Raw genomic sequence first — 14,435 nt, 5'->3', positions numbered from 1 at the left:
TCATTATCACACTTCAAAGTTTAGACTTTGAAGGAAAGAGAAAACTTACTTTTCCCATTCCTTTAAAGCCTAAAAGAAAAACTTTATGGAAAAGTTATTCAGTTTATTTTGAACGTTTCCCATAAAGTTTTCTATCAACGACTTTTCAACAATTTTTATTTTTTAGCTGGTTTTTCTGGAACTTCTACTTTTCCATCAATAACTTCTTTACGAGCTTTTTCTACTGCATCAATTGCTTTTTGATCTAAATGCCCTTTAGATAAATCAACTCCGCCTTCTTTAAGACCATAAACTAATACGTCTCCACCAGGGAATTCACCTTTTTGAGCTTTTTCAGTTACGTCTTTAACAGCAGTTCCCACACCTTTAACACTTGATGTTAAGGTGAAGTTTTCTTCTTTACCATCTTTGTCTTTGTAGTTACCATCTTCTTCTTGATCTCTATCTACACCAATCACCCAAACACGTTTGTCTGCTGATTGTTTTTCATTTAAATCTTTAGCTTCTTGGAAGACTCCTGCACCAGTACCACCTGAAGCATGGTAAATAATATCCACACCGTTTTGGTACATATTGGCAGCTAAAGCTTTACCTTTAGCAGGGTCACCAAATGATGCTGCATATTGAACGTCTACTTTAATTTTTTTATCTAATTCTTTTGCTCCATCTTCAACACCTTTAACAAATCCTGCTTCAAAACGGTCAATAACTGCGCCTTCTTCGCCTCCAACAAATCCAACTTTATCTGTTTTAGTAGAATACGCTGCTGCAATCCCTGCCAAGTAAGCCGCTTCATTATCCTTAAATGTTAAAGATACGACGTTATCTTTTCCTTCAATAACTGAGTCTACGATACCAAATTGTGTGTCTTTATTTTGATCTGCTGCTGCTGAAATGGCATCTGTTAATAAGTAACCAATACCAAAAATAGTTTCAAATTTACTTGCGACAGCTTGGTCAATATTTGTTGTGTATTGAGATGCATCTGTTGATTGGAAGTAATCATAACCATTAGCACCTTTTTCAAGTTTGTTAGCTTCTCCCCACTCTTTCAAACCTTCCCAAGCACCTTGGTTAAACGATTTATCATCCACACCACCAACGTCAGTTACAATTGCTGCTGTATGAACTGACTCATCTGGTTTTTCGCCTGAAGTTGTTTTTCCACCAACGTTACCGCCTGCTTTATTTCCCCCACAAGCTGTTAACGTTACTGCTAATCCCATAACTAATAATCCTGCACCAAATTTTGTTGATTTTTTCATTTTTGAAAAACCTCCGCTTATAATTTTTAGTTGTTAGTTGATAGTTATTTTTCTACTTCGACAAATGAGTATGGAAGTAGTTCTTTCATAGTTGTCTCTTTTGTGTCTCCATTTAAATTGCATAATGTAATTGGCATATCTGGATCACAAAATTCGACTAAAACCTGTCTGCAAGCCCCACAAGGAGAAATCGGCTCTTTAGTATTTCCAATAACTACTAAATGGTCAAACTCTTTTTCACCTTCTGATATTGCTTTAAAAACCGCTGTTCGCTCTGCACAATTCGTTAAACCAAATGATGCATTTTCTATGTTACAGCCTTCATACACTTTACCTGATTTAGTCACAAGAGCCGCACCTACAGGAAATTCAGAATAAGGAACATATGCTTGATGATACGCATGTGTTGCATGGTCAATCCAATTTTTGTCTACTGTCATAATATATCTCCTACCTTTATTTACCTATGAACATCAACCCAAAGACTTTATCAGCTTATTTTGATATCGCCCGCCCCCCTCTTTTTGATAAGAAACATCTTTTCTACCAACCTATCACAACTATACCAATTTTTTTATATTTAATCACTTACCCTAACTTTTCATTTGAAAACTCTTACTTTGTTAACATTACGAAAAAAACGAGTAAAATAATAAATCACTGTTATTTAACAATAAATTAGGTAAAAAAGACTTTAATCATTTATAATATCTCTAAAATTAAAGATACTATTTTTAAGAGAAATTATCAATATTCATTAGAATAATATGAACGATTTTTTATCATTTTTTATCATTATTCGGTTATTATTTTGTGAATAAGAACTGGTTCTTCTCCGATATCACCAATCTCTATATTATCGTAGATAACGTTTAGAACATCATCAACATTTTCACGGTTTGCTTGAATGGTCACTAATGATTCGCCTTCAAATACTGAATCTCCAACTTTTTTATTCAAAATCAATCCAACTGCATAATCAATTTCTTCTTCTTTTGTTCGTCGCCCAGCACCTAAAAGCATGGCCGCAACACCAATTTTGTCTGCAACTATTTTAGAAACAACCCCCGTTTTTTTAGCTGGAACTTCTATAATATAGTTTGCTTGTGGTAATTTTTCAGGAAAATCAACAACAGAATCATCCCCACCTTGATTACGGATCATTTCTTTAAATTTATCCGCAGCTGCGCCACTTGTTATGCTGTTTTCTAATAATTGTCGTGCTTCTTCTAAAGTAGACGCTTTTTCTGCTAGAACGACCATTTGACTCCCAAGAGTGTATACCATTTCCATTAAATCTTCTGGTCCTTCACCTTTTAATGCATCAATTGCTTCTTTTATCTCGTTAGCGTTCCCAATCGCATTTCCCAAAGGTTGTGACATATCAGAAATAATTGCCATCGTTTGACGATTCGCTAAATGACCAATTCGAACCATTGTATGAGCCAATCTTTCAGCATCCTCGATATTCTTCATAAAGGCACCATCACCGGTTGTCACATCAAGTACTATCGCATCTGCACCTGACGCAATCTTTTTACACATGATAGAACTAGCAATAAGCGGTATAGAGTCAACCGTTGCTGTTACATCACGCAATGCATAGATTTTTTTATCTGCTGGTGCTAAATCTCCGGATTGTCCAGTTACTGCAACATTACTTTCATTAACAAATTTAATAAATTCATCATTTTCTAGCTCAACTTTAAATCCTGGTATCGCTTCTAATTTATCAATTGTACCACCTGTGTGACCTAATCCTCGACCACTCATTTTAGCTACTTTTGCTCCAACTGATGCCACCAAAGGAGCTAATACTAATGTTGTTGTATCTCCTACGCCACCAGTTGAATGTTTATCAACTTTAATTCCTTGAATGGCCGATAAATCAATCATATCTCCCGATTGACTCATCGCTGTTGTCATACATGTAATTTCTTCATCTGTCATATCATTAAAATATATAGCCATTAAAAGGGCACTCATTTGATAATCTGTTACATCACCTGTAGTATAACCATTAATAATAAATTCAATCTCATCTTTTGATAAAGCTAAACCGTCTCGTTTCTTCTTTATTAAATCTACCATTCTCATTATGTGTTCCTCAATTCTCATCAAGTAAAACGATTTACTACAACTAATTTACCTAAGTAAATCGTTTTACTCTTTGTAGTATTAAACTAATAGCGCTTACAATTAGATTTTAACACGTTTTCATGTTTTGTCAATAGATATTGTGCTTCCTCGTTCAATAAACGTGGTTTCGAAAGTTTTATTAGGAATAATTTCATTAGGATGATCTATTTCTTGTAACAAATATTGAGCGGCCGTATAACCAATATCAAAAGCTGGTTGTTTTACTGTTGTTAATGGTGGATTTAAAAAAGCTGAGATTTCTAGGTCATCAAACCCTATCACCGATAAGTCTTTTGGAATAGTTAAACCTAATTCATAGGCTGCTCTGTAAGCTCCAATCGCCATTTGATCGTTTCCACAACATAATGCTGTGATAACTTGTTTTTCGAGTAAACCTTTAGCAGCTAAGTATCCACCCTCTATTGTCACAGGACCGTCTGCAATAAAATCAGGATTATATTCAATATTATTATCTTTTAGACATTGATAATACGCATCAAATCGCTCTGTCATTTCATAATAACCGGATTCATTTGTCAGCATACCAACTCGCGTATGTCCATTATCAATTAAATGTTGAATAGCTTGATAAACACCACTATATTCTTTTACTAACAGATTTCCTTCTGTTCTCGTATTAAGCCCCCTATCAATTAAAATATATGGACTTCCTTTTAGATCACTCTCTAACTTTAAAGAATTCGGACTTGCTAATAAAATCCCTGCAACCGATCGATTTTGAAGTTGTTTGATATAATCTTTCTCTTTTTCTGCTGAATGTCTTGAATTACATAATAAAATCATATAATCTTTTTTATTAAAGTAATCCTCAACACCTTCAATTACCTTGGAAAAAAATAAGTCAGTTACATCTGGAACAATCATTCCAACTGTTTTAGACTCCCTATGAACCATATTTTTAGCAAAGTAATCAGGATTGTAATCGTATTCCTCAACCGCTTTTAAAACTCTTTTGCGTGTTTCTTCGCTAAATCTTTGCCCTTTATTATTTAATATCTGAGAAACGGTTGTCGTAGAAACACCTGAGATAGCTGCTATTTCTTTGATTGTTATTTTCATTTTTGTCACCTCAATTCATATGTCGCCTTCATCATATCAAAAGAGAACCAAAAAGGATAGAATAAACAACAAAAAAGGTAAATAATAGACAATCTATTACTTACCTTAACAGTATAATCTTAGCTTATTTTTTTCTGAAGAATAATAAAGCTGAACCTAACATAGATAATACTCCACCAGCAACTAAACCAGTGTTTACAGTATCATTTGTTTGTGGTAAAACAGCTGCAGATTTTTTAGCTTCTTCTTTTTTTGTCGCAACTTTTACAGCAGCTTTTTTAGAGTCTGTTGTTTTAGTTTCTTCTTTTTTAGAATCAGTTGTTTTTTCTGCTTCTTTTGAAGATTCAGTTTTAGAACCTTCTGTTTTTGATTCAGAAGTTTTAGTTTCTTCTGTTTTTGATTCAGAAGTTTTATTTGCTTCGTTTGCTGCTTTTTCCCATGCATCTTTCCATGAGTCTTCTGTAGCTTTTCCTTCTTCAGCAGTTGGAGTATTCCAGTCTTTTTCTACTGAATCTTTGGTAGCTGCTGCTTCCCATGCATCTTTTACTGCATCTTCTTTTGCTGCTGCATCTTTTGCTGATTCAGCATCAGAAATTTTTTCTGGTTGGTAAGGGCTGTAAGCGTCTCCCCATGGATCATTGCTTTCTGCAGATGCTACCATTGGTGCTACTGCTGTACCAACTAATAATGCTAACATAGCTGTTGTTAATTTAGCTTTTTTCATTGTATTTCTCTCCTTAAAAACGTATTTTTGCATAATCTGCGATTATAGTATGCCATTTCAGAATACTAATTCAACAATTATTGATTAATAAGTATTATTCTATAATAATATTTTACAGTTAACTTTCTTATTGTAAAAAATATACGTTTTTTAAGAATCAAAACCTCCAGTGAGAACTGGAGGTTTGTTCTTCGGCTGAAAGCCTCTATTACCGGCCTGAGCCTGAAAGGCTCACTGAAACGGTTTCCCTTATGCACCACATTTACTCGCTGATCCTAAAAGGATCTATTATTTCTTTTTATTTTTCTCTCCTGTAAACGGATCATATTCTTCAAATAATGTTAGTTGATCTGCCACATAATCTTCTTGAATTTGATTTCTTATGTATTCCTCAATTTGTTTCTTATTTTGTCCTACTGTATCAACATAGTAACCCCGACACCAAAATTTTCTGTTACCATATCTATATTTCAAATTAGCATGTCTGTCAAAGATCATAAGACTGCTTTTTCCTTTTAAGTAACCTATGAATCCTGAAACACTTAATTTTGATGGAATACTTACTAACATATGAACATGATCTTTACATGCGCTAGCTTCAATTATTTCAACACCTTTTCGCTCACATAATAACCTTAGAATTTCTCCGATACTTTGTTTGTATTTTCCATAAATAATTTGTCGTCTGTATTTAGGAGCAAAAACGATATGATACTTACATTTCCATGTTGTGTGTGATAAACTTTGATTGTCCTTTTTCATAAGGATCCTCCTATATGATTGATATGTTGTGGTCGGGAAACCAAATTTATCTTATCATTTTAGGAGGATTTTTTAATACCACGCTAAAAGCTCTCTAGAACCACCCGCATAGCAGGTGGTTTTCAAAACATATAAGAAAAAAGCAAGAGGAAATGCCCTCTTGCTTAATCAATTATTTATTCATGATGAACTTCCCGAAGACCCACCTGTTTGGGATTTCTTTATCTCATCTAATTTCGTTTGTAAGTTTTCTTTTACTGTACTACCTTCCAGTTTATCAATCTTATCTTGGACTGACGAAAACTCTTTTTTCGTTACATCAGTTCGATATCTTGTAGGATCACCATTAACAAATAACTCTTTCATAGCATCCAATGCTACTTGTAATTGTTCTGATTCTTTATTTACAGTTGAAACTTGTGTCTCTTTAGTCTTTGTTGTAGTACTGCTCTTTTGCTTGTCATTTAAAATATAACGACCTCCAAAGATAACTCCCACTACTATTGCAACTAAAATGACTAGTTTAACTATAATATTGCTTGATTTTTTATCTTGTCGTTTTTCCACAACAAAATCCACCTAAATTTAAATTATTTTTTTCTGAAGTATAATGCTGCAGATGATAACATTGCTGTTAATCCACCTAAAATTAAACCTTTTTCTACAGTGTCGCCAGTTTGTGGTAAAACTTTTTTACCATTGTTTTTAGTTGTTTCTTGTTTAACTACTACTGATTTTTTAGAGTCAGCTTTGTTGTTACCTTTGTTAGCGTCTGTTTTAGCTGGTTCTTCGCCTTCACCTGGTTTTCCTGTTTCTTCACCTGGTTTTTCTGTTTCTTCTGGAGCGAATAATGCACGGAAGTCAGCCATGATTGCTTCAACTTCTTCTGCAGTTTTAGCGTTTAAAATTTGAGCTTTATATTCTTTATATTGAGCTGGAGTAATTTTTCCTTCTGATAAGAATTCTAATAACTCAGCATCTGCTGCAATTCTAGCTGCTGATAAAGCTTTTGCAGTTTCTAAAATTTCATCTACTGTTTTAACATCTTTTGCATTTTCAATTTGTTCTGCAAAGTGGTAGTAGTCATTTAGTGTTAATTGGTCAGCATAAACCATATCACTAATTGTGTATTTACCAGCTTCTTTAGCTTCGTTTAAAGCTACTAATTGTTTAGCTGTTTCAACAACTGATGCTACTTCTTCTAATGTAGTTGATGCATCAATATCTTTTTCAAATGTATAGTAATCATCTAATGTTAGTTTACCTGCATGTACTAAGTCATTGATAGTATATTTTGCTTCTAATTTAGCATCATTTAATGCTACTAAATAGTTTGCTGCATCTACAACTGATTGAACACCTTCAAGAGTTGTTGCTGCGTCAATATCTTTTTCAAATGCATAGTAATCGTCTAATGTTAATTTACCTGCATGTACTAAGTCATTGATAGTATATTTTGCTTCTAATTTAGCATCATTTAAGTCTGATAAATAGTGAGCTGAAGCTACTACTGATCTTACTTCCCTTTCAGATGTTGCTGCATCAATTTGTTCTTCAAATGCATAGTAGTCTTCTAAAGTGATTTTACCTGCATGTACTAATTCGTTAATTTCATGTTTTGCTTCTAATTTAATCGCATCTAAAGCTACTTTTGCTTGTGCATCAGCTACAACAGCTTTTGCTTCTTCTGGTGTTTGTGCAGCGTCAATACGTTCTGCATATGGGAAGTACTCATCTTCTGTTAATTTTCCTTCATATACTAAATCAGCTACTGCTTGTTTTGCATCTTTTTTAGCTTGGTTTAATTCTGCTAATTGTTTTGCTGATGCTACTACTGATTGAACAGCTGCTGATGAGTCTGATTTTTCGATTTGGTCAACGAAATTCCAGTAATCATCTGGTGTGATTTGTTCTTTGTGGCTTAAACCAAGAACAACTTCTTTAGCTGCTTCTTTTTCTTCATTTAAAGAAACTAAGTTGTTAGCTTGTGCTAAGACAGCGTCAATTTCACCAACAGTTGTTGCATTGTCAATTCCTGGTACAAGGTTATAGTATGCCTCTTCACTAATTTTACCAGCGCGAACTAAGTCAGCTAATTCTTGTTTTGTTGATACTTGAGCTTTGTTGATGTCGCTATTAGCAAATGAATTTGCTGCTGCTTCAACTGCTGCAATACCGACAAGTGTTTTTTCTGCATCAACTTTTGCTGCAAAGTCATAATATTTTTCTAATGACATTAATCCTGAATGGTGTAATTGAGCGATATTACCTTTAGTTGTTTCTTTTAATGCCGCTAATTCAGCTGCTACAGTATTTTTCGCTTCGTTAACTACTGCTTGAGCTTCTTCTGGTGTTTGTGCAGCGTCAATACGTTTTGCATATGGGTAGTATTTATCTTCTAACATTTGTCCTGAATGGAATAAGTTAGCTACTTCTTGTTTAGCAGTTTCTTTTGCTGAAGCTAATGCTGTGCTTGTGTCTACACTTCTTGCTGCTCTTGGCATAACTTTTGGTGTTTCGTTTCCAGTTGCTGGTGCTGGTGTTTGTGCACTAGTTTTATCTTCTATTTCTTCTTCTTTAGGTGCTGATTCACCAATTGAGTCATCTGTTACTTCTGGTTTTTCTACTTCTGTAGATGATGGGGTGCTTGCTGATTCTTCTGCATTTGATACCATTGGTGCTACAACCGCTCCAGCTAACATTGCTAATGTCGCTGTCGTTAATTTAACTTTTTTCATTTTAGTTTATCTCTCCCTATTTTTATCTTTTTATATAAACTACACAAATATTATAACATTATAATACATTAATTCAACATTTTAACCTATTTCAAGTTATTTTTATTTGTTTTTTGTTAATATATGTATATTTGTTGTAAAAAGTTTATTTTTATTATATTATAAAACAATTTTTATTTTATTAGTTTTTTAGTTTTAGTTTATTATCAAAAAAGTTCTTAAAATGAAATGAGATCGTTTTAAAACAAAAACCGTTTAACTTGCAATGATAATCAAGTTAAACGGTTCATTATTTACTCATTTTTTTGCCCATATGTTCTAAGTTGACCATACGTACCGAATTTTTCTACGACTTCAGATAGTTGTTCATCATCTAAAAGAACTGGTTTTCCAATAGATAATGCTCGGTAATAAAGTTTAGCTATAAACTCAATATCTTTAGCCACTGAAAAAGCTGAAGCTAAGTCTTCACCCACAGCAATCGTTCCATGATTACCTAAAAGTAATCCTTTATCCTCGCCTATTGTGTCATATACAGTTTGTGCCAATTCTTTCGTTCCAAACGTTTCATATTTGCAACATCTTATTTTTTTACCAACTGACCCAATAATATAGTGCAGTGGGAGAATATCTTGCTGTAAACAAGCAAAAACGGTAGCAAACTCTGAGTGAGTATGAACAACAGAATTGATATTGTCAGTATTTTTATAAAAAATACAATGCATATCATATTCACTAGATGGTTTTCGATCCCCTTCAAGAACTTCCCCATCTAGTGTCATTAACACGATATCTTCAGGTACTGTATCCATATAGGGTATACCACTTGGTGTGATTAACATAACATTGTCTTCCCTAATATAGATACTTAAATTTCCCCCTGTTCCGGTCGTTAGTTTTTCTCCAATCATTTGTTTACCATAATCTACAAGTAATTGTCTTTCTTTTACATACTTCATCTTTATCATCCTTTTATTTACTTCTTTGTTTATCTTACATCTGACAGATTATTGGTAACTCTATAAATCAGACTAATAAAATCTTGTTTGTTCATGTGTGAAATAGGTGGCTAAATCATAAGGTGAGTAAAGTCCTTTATCGGTTACAATCCCACTAATTCTACTTGGTGGTGTAATATCAAATGATGGATAGATACCTTTCACACTTGGTAACGTATTCTTAATCCCTCTGTATTCAAGGACTTGTTGTGGGTCTCTTTCTTCAATCACTATATCTTCACGACCAAATTTATCTGTATCAGGAATTCCCGTAACATAATAAGGCACTTCATAGTGTTGTGCTAAAATAGCAATTTGATTTGTTCCAATTTTATTCGCAATATGACCATCTCTTGCAATCGTATCAGCCGCTGAAGTGAAAACATCAATTCCTTTATTTTCCATAATATAAGCAATCATATTATCTGTCACAACGGTTGTAGAAAACCCCAAATCCGCCACACAACTAGCTGTTAATCTAGCTCCTTGGAAATACGGTCTAGTCTCGGCGCAATAAACCTCTAGCTCATACCCTTCTTTTTTTGCTGCTCTAAATAGCGTACCGATAATGGTTTCTCCAAAACATTGTGTCAATACACTCCCTTTTTTAGGCAATTGTTTTAACAATGTACATCCAACCTTATCCATAATAGTGTAGCGACGATTTAAAGAGTCAATCGTCGTATTAAAAATTGCCTCAATTGCGCTTGTTCCATGATCTAATGCTAATTTTCCGACATTGGCACAATTTTCAGTTATTTGTGTCATACGATTGGCTGTTGTAGGTCTAGCATAGCCAATTGTATGAGCTGCTTTATCCAAATAGTCTTTTTGTTCATCTATTGGTAAATCTTTTACTTCATATGCTGCTAACGCCATGCCCATACCAGCAGCTGTATAAGGACCAGCACTTTGTGTCACCATATCTGTGATTGCTTGCGCAACTTCTTGATGCGTGTGACACTCAACAAAAATAATTTCTGTTGGATAAATTCGACGGTCTAATATTCTAACTTTTCCCTCTTCATACCAGGCAACATTTTCATATTGTAACAAAAATGGCATGTCATAATCTGCTCTTTGCATCATTATATCTCCCTTACTTTAATGTACAACTTTTTACTAGACGGTAACAACGTATTAATTGATCACCTGTCTCTATTTTATCTCTATCCATAATACAGTCTATCGCAAATGTTAGGATGACTCTCTCCATTTGGATTCTTTCAGATGTTTCTGGTGCTGACGAAATCTCTTTTACTTTAGAATCCCCTATTGTACGACGAATCATTTCTGTCCCTGCATACCCTAAAGCATCCTGCATCACAGTTGAAACATAATTCTCAATAAAAGAAGCATTTTGATATAATGGTAAAGTTGTTTTTTCTTTTATTACATAACTCATTTTCTCCTTAGTTAAATCATAGATAGAAACAATCGTTTCAGATAACCACTTTTTAAAAGAGGCGTCTGTATTAAAAAAGTCATTATGTGCTAGAGAGAAAAATAAGTTGCCTATCACATTACCAATGTCGTAACCCATTGGTCCATAAAATGCAAACTCTGGATCAATGATTTTAATGCCCTCTTGATTCGCAAATATTGAACCTGAATGTAAATCTCCATGCACAAGTGATTGCGCATAATTCATGTATTTGTCACGTAATATCGCAACTTGTACACTCAATTCTTCATTTTGATAAACGAACTCCTCAACAAATTCCTTATTATCTTCTAAAATGATATTTTGATTCTTATAATCATAGTAAGGTTCAGTAAAAACTAAGTCTTCGCTAATATCACACATATCAATATTAATAAAATTCTTTACTTGTTCTTTTTTATCTTTTCTATCCCATACCAAATCACTCGTTGAGACTAAAACGTTGGCCATAAATTCACTAATTTCTTCAGCTAATTTTGGAAATTGTCGTTTTTCTAATAATTCATAGCGTAAATTTTTGTAAGCTGAGATATCTTCCATCGTAAGAGCTGCCATTTTTTCATTATAATCATAGATTTCTGGAATGTATTCAGGCATCAAATCATACTGAATTTTTAAAATATCTGCTTCAATTTTATTTCGATTAATATCTAACGGACGACCAGACGAGCGTAATAAAATATCTGCTTGTTTTACAACCACACTTTTATTGCTATTTGGATCAGTCACCTTAAACACATAATTAATATTACCATCACCAATTTCTTCAACAACTAGAGTATCCATCTCTTCAAATAATCCTAAATATGTTGATACGTACTCTCTAACATCGTCATGTGACATTAAAAAATGTTCGTCAAATTGTCTCATTTTACGATTTCTCCTTCCACTACTGCTTTATCTGTCGCAAATTTACTATGATCTGATAACTTCCCTTTTGGGAAACCTAAAGCGATTGATACTAAAGCAACTACAATCATTAACAATGAATACCAATTATAAGGCATAATGCTTACTGGTGACACTCCTGCCATACCACCAATCACTAATAGTTGTCCAGCATATGGTAGTAACCCATTAAAAGCTGCTGAAAAAATATCTAATAAGCTAGCTGTTCTAGATGGCGATATACCAAATTGATTTGAGATATCTTTTGCTAGAGGTCCTGCTGCGATAATTGAAATTGTATTATTTGTTGTTGCGATATCCATTAAACTCACTAGGGCAGCAATAGAAAGTTCTCCACCACGAGCACTCTTAGTATTTTTAGTTAAAACACTTAGTAACCAGTCTATACCACCTAAATAATTCATTAAAGCAACTAATCCACCTACCAATATAGCAATGATCGCCATATCTTCCATGCCTTTCATTCCATCATGAGCAATCTTCATAAATTCGATTAAATTAAAATCACCATGTAGCATACCAATAATCATACCTGAAAAAATACCTGCTACCATAACTAAAACAACTTGAATACCAATTAATGATAAAATAATAACTAACACATAAGGTAATATATTAACGAGATTAAAATCATGCGTTGCACCAGATAACGTCGTTGTGTCAATTGGTTGAAAAGCTAATAATACCAAATTAATCACAACAGCTGGTAGTACTAGTAAAATATTTGCTTTAAATTTATCTTTCATTGATACACCTTGACTTCTCGTTGCTGCAATTGTTGTATCAGAAATAAATGATAAATTATCTCCAAACATAGCACCACCTACAACTATCCCACAAACTAAAGCTAGATTAGAGTTCGTTTTTCCTGCAATGTCAATGGCAATTGGTGCCAGTGCTGCAACTGTTCCCATTGAAGTCCCCATTGAAAAACTTAAGATACACGCTATGATAAACAAACCGGGAAGAATCATATTAGATGGTAAAATCGTTAATCCTAGATTTGTGATTGAATCAACTGCTTTCATTCCATTAGCAACACCATAAAATGCACCCGCTAAAATAAAGATAACGACCATCAACATTAAACCTGAATCTCCCCCACCTTTACAAAACATCATAACACGTTCATCAAACGTCGTTGGATTATCTTTATTGTTCATAGTTAGAGCGATCCCTATTGCTATTAAAATCCCTATCATAAGAGGCATACTTTCAAAGCTTCCTGAAATAAGCCCTGTTGCCATATATAATATCAAGAAGACTATTAGTGGTACCATCCCTTTAAAATGCCCTTTTTTCTTCGACTCCATAATCTCTCTCCTTTTTCTTTGTTTTTCTTCGATTCTAAACACATTAAAATAAACACTTAAAAGCTTTGTATACGTTTCCAACAAATCCAATATATCTTTATTTTCTTTTGAAAACAATAGTTTTTAATTTTTTATTACAACAAACGAAGATATTTAAAGAATTTAACTGTGAAAATCTGTGTTAATCTTTTTTTGTATTTACTTTTGTCTTTTTTTTCGTTACACTACACATAGAATGATTTTAAAAGAAAGGGAATCGTATGATTAAATATGACCGCTTACAAGCTATTCTTTCTTTACTAGATGAACAAGGTAGTGTCCGGGTAGGTGATTTGAGTAACCAATTTAATGTCACTGAGGAGACTATTAGAAAAGATTTAGATACATTAGAAGAAAGAAAACAATTGAAACGAGTACGAGGAGGAGCTTTCAAACCGAACATGAAAGATAAAGAAGTTCCCTTCCTTTTACGCGAAACCATGTATCAAGAAGAAAAACAAATTATGGCTGAGCATTGCATGTCACTTATCGAAGATGGTGACTCGATTGCATTAGATAGTTCAACAACGTGTCTTACTATTGCTAGTTTTTTATCTAAAACAAACTTAAAATTGACAGTTATTACTAACTCTTTAGATATTTTTACTGTTTTAAAAGGGCATCAAACAATTAATCTGATTGGGATTGGTGGTAACTTTAGGTCTGTATCCCACTCTTTCGTCGGTGCAAATGCCCAATCGGATATATCTAGATATTTAATTGATAAATCTTTTATTAGTAGCTCCGGTTTATCCTTTGGTATTGGTCCAACAGATAATAGCGAAGTTGAATCCATGGTGAGGTATCAATTTATGAATCAATCGAATGAAACTATCCTAGTGGTAGATCATACAAAATTTGATTTTAGAACAGTACATATTATTTCTGATTTCTCACAAATTAATACTGTCATCACAGATCAAAGACCACTAAATAATAAATGGATAACTTTTTTCGAACGAGAAAATATCCAATTAATTTATTAATAACCCTTTGTTTTGTATACTTTCCAACAAAAGACAAC

The 14,435-nt window shown here is 33.5% G+C and carries 13 protein-coding genes; 1 reads left to right on the top strand and 12 read right to left on the bottom strand.

The features are described from left to right. Nucleotides 1–155 precede the first annotated feature (155 nt). The 12 genes from BW731_RS06035 to BW731_RS05980 form a co-directional block, all read right to left on the bottom strand. Complete coding sequence (locus tag BW731_RS06035; protein ID WP_079346535.1) at nt 156–1,265, bottom strand: BMP family lipoprotein; 1,110 nt, start codon at nt 1,263–1,265, stop codon at nt 156–158. 44 nt (nt 1,266–1,309) lie between these two features. After that, on the bottom strand, nt 1,310–1,708 hold the full coding sequence (locus BW731_RS06030; protein WP_408645965.1) for a cytidine deaminase: 399 nt from the start codon (nt 1,706–1,708) through the stop codon (nt 1,310–1,312). 352 nt (nt 1,709–2,060) lie between these two features. Next, nucleotides 2,061–3,362 (bottom strand): pyrimidine-nucleoside phosphorylase, encoded by a 1,302-nt coding sequence (locus tag BW731_RS06025; RefSeq protein WP_079346531.1) that lies wholly within the window; start codon nt 3,360–3,362, stop codon nt 2,061–2,063. Nucleotides 3,363–3,482: 120 nt separating this feature from the next. Beyond that, nucleotides 3,483–4,484, bottom strand: a complete 1,002-nt coding sequence (locus BW731_RS06020; protein ID WP_079346529.1) for a LacI family DNA-binding transcriptional regulator — start codon at nt 4,482–4,484, stop codon at nt 3,483–3,485. A gap of 124 nt (nt 4,485–4,608) precedes the next feature. Beyond that, entirely contained in the window at nt 4,609–5,208 is a 600-nt protein-coding gene (locus tag BW731_RS06015) for an LPXTG cell wall anchor domain-containing protein (RefSeq protein ID WP_158080166.1), read from the bottom strand. 288 nt (nt 5,209–5,496) lie between these two features. Continuing rightward, nucleotides 5,497–5,970, bottom strand: coding sequence for an IS200/IS605 family transposase (gene tnpA, locus BW731_RS06010; protein ID WP_079346525.1), 474 nt, complete (start codon nt 5,968–5,970; stop codon nt 5,497–5,499). A gap of 180 nt (nt 5,971–6,150) precedes the next feature. Then, nucleotides 6,151–6,537, bottom strand: a complete 387-nt coding sequence (locus tag BW731_RS06005; RefSeq protein WP_079346523.1) for a toxin Cry1Ac domain D-VI-related protein — start codon at nt 6,535–6,537, stop codon at nt 6,151–6,153. Nucleotides 6,538–6,560: 23 nt separating this feature from the next. After that, on the bottom strand, nt 6,561–8,708 hold the full coding sequence (locus BW731_RS06000) for an LPXTG cell wall anchor domain-containing protein (RefSeq protein WP_079346521.1): 2,148 nt from the start codon (nt 8,706–8,708) through the stop codon (nt 6,561–6,563). Nucleotides 8,709–9,001: 293 nt separating this feature from the next. Further along, a complete protein-coding gene (locus BW731_RS05995; protein ID WP_079346519.1) occupies nt 9,002–9,667 on the bottom strand; it encodes an L-fuculose-phosphate aldolase in 666 nt (221 codons plus the stop codon). 72 nt (nt 9,668–9,739) lie between these two features. Further along, on the bottom strand, nt 9,740–10,792 hold the full coding sequence (locus BW731_RS05990) for a s-methyl-5-thioribose-1-phosphate isomerase (protein WP_079346517.1): 1,053 nt from the start codon (nt 10,790–10,792) through the stop codon (nt 9,740–9,742). 13 nt (nt 10,793–10,805) lie between these two features. After that, nucleotides 10,806–12,020 carry an S-methyl-5-thioribose kinase gene (gene mtnK / locus BW731_RS05985; RefSeq protein ID WP_079346515.1) on the bottom strand — a complete coding sequence of 405 codons (1,215 nt, stop codon included), beginning with the start codon at nt 12,018–12,020 and terminating at the stop codon, nt 10,806–10,808. After that, complete coding sequence (locus BW731_RS05980) at nt 12,017–13,372, bottom strand: Na+/H+ antiporter NhaC family protein (RefSeq protein WP_079346513.1); 1,356 nt, start codon at nt 13,370–13,372, stop codon at nt 12,017–12,019. Before BW731_RS05980 ends, mtnK begins: the two co-directional genes overlap by 4 nt. Nucleotides 13,373–13,632: 260 nt before the next feature. On the opposite strand from BW731_RS05980, the gene BW731_RS05975 reads away from it, so the two are divergent. After that, entirely contained in the window at nt 13,633–14,397 is a 765-nt protein-coding gene (locus tag BW731_RS05975; RefSeq protein WP_079346511.1) for a DeoR/GlpR family DNA-binding transcription regulator, read from the top strand. Nucleotides 14,398–14,435 lie beyond the last annotated feature (38 nt).

The sequence above is a fragment of the Vagococcus martis genome, from assembly GCF_002026305.1.
Classification (GTDB): Bacteria; Bacillota; Bacilli; order Lactobacillales; family Vagococcaceae; genus Vagococcus; species Vagococcus martis.
This window is presented reverse-complemented; position numbering and strand designations above follow the sequence as displayed.

What these genes read in the sequence shown, in the direction of transcription:
- BW731_RS06035 (WP_079346535.1), bottom strand. Translation starts at nt 1,265, where the DNA reads ATGAAAAAATCAACAAAATTTGGTGCAGGATTATTAGTTATGGGATTA.
- BW731_RS06025 (WP_079346531.1), bottom strand. Translation starts at nt 3,362, where the DNA reads ATGAGAATGGTAGATTTAATAAAGAAGAAACGAGACGGTTTAGCTTTA.
- BW731_RS06020 (WP_079346529.1), bottom strand. Translation starts at nt 4,484, where the DNA reads ATGAAAATAACAATCAAAGAAATAGCAGCTATCTCAGGTGTTTCTACG.
- BW731_RS06015 (WP_158080166.1), bottom strand. Translation starts at nt 5,208, where the DNA reads ATGAAAAAAGCTAAATTAACAACAGCTATGTTAGCATTATTAGTTGGT.
- tnpA (WP_079346525.1), bottom strand. Translation starts at nt 5,970, where the DNA reads ATGAAAAAGGACAATCAAAGTTTATCACACACAACATGGAAATGTAAG.
- BW731_RS06000 (WP_079346521.1), bottom strand. Translation starts at nt 8,708, where the DNA reads ATGAAAAAAGTTAAATTAACGACAGCGACATTAGCAATGTTAGCTGGA.
- BW731_RS05995 (WP_079346519.1), bottom strand. Translation starts at nt 9,667, where the DNA reads ATGAAGTATGTAAAAGAAAGACAATTACTTGTAGATTATGGTAAACAA.
- BW731_RS05990 (WP_079346517.1), bottom strand. Translation starts at nt 10,792, where the DNA reads ATGCAAAGAGCAGATTATGACATGCCATTTTTGTTACAATATGAAAAT.
- mtnK (WP_079346515.1), bottom strand. Translation starts at nt 12,020, where the DNA reads ATGAGACAATTTGACGAACATTTTTTAATGTCACATGACGATGTTAGA.
- BW731_RS05980 (WP_079346513.1), bottom strand. Translation starts at nt 13,372, where the DNA reads ATGGAGTCGAAGAAAAAAGGGCATTTTAAAGGGATGGTACCACTAATA.
- BW731_RS05975 (WP_079346511.1), top strand. Translation starts at nt 13,633, where the DNA reads ATGATTAAATATGACCGCTTACAAGCTATTCTTTCTTTACTAGATGAA.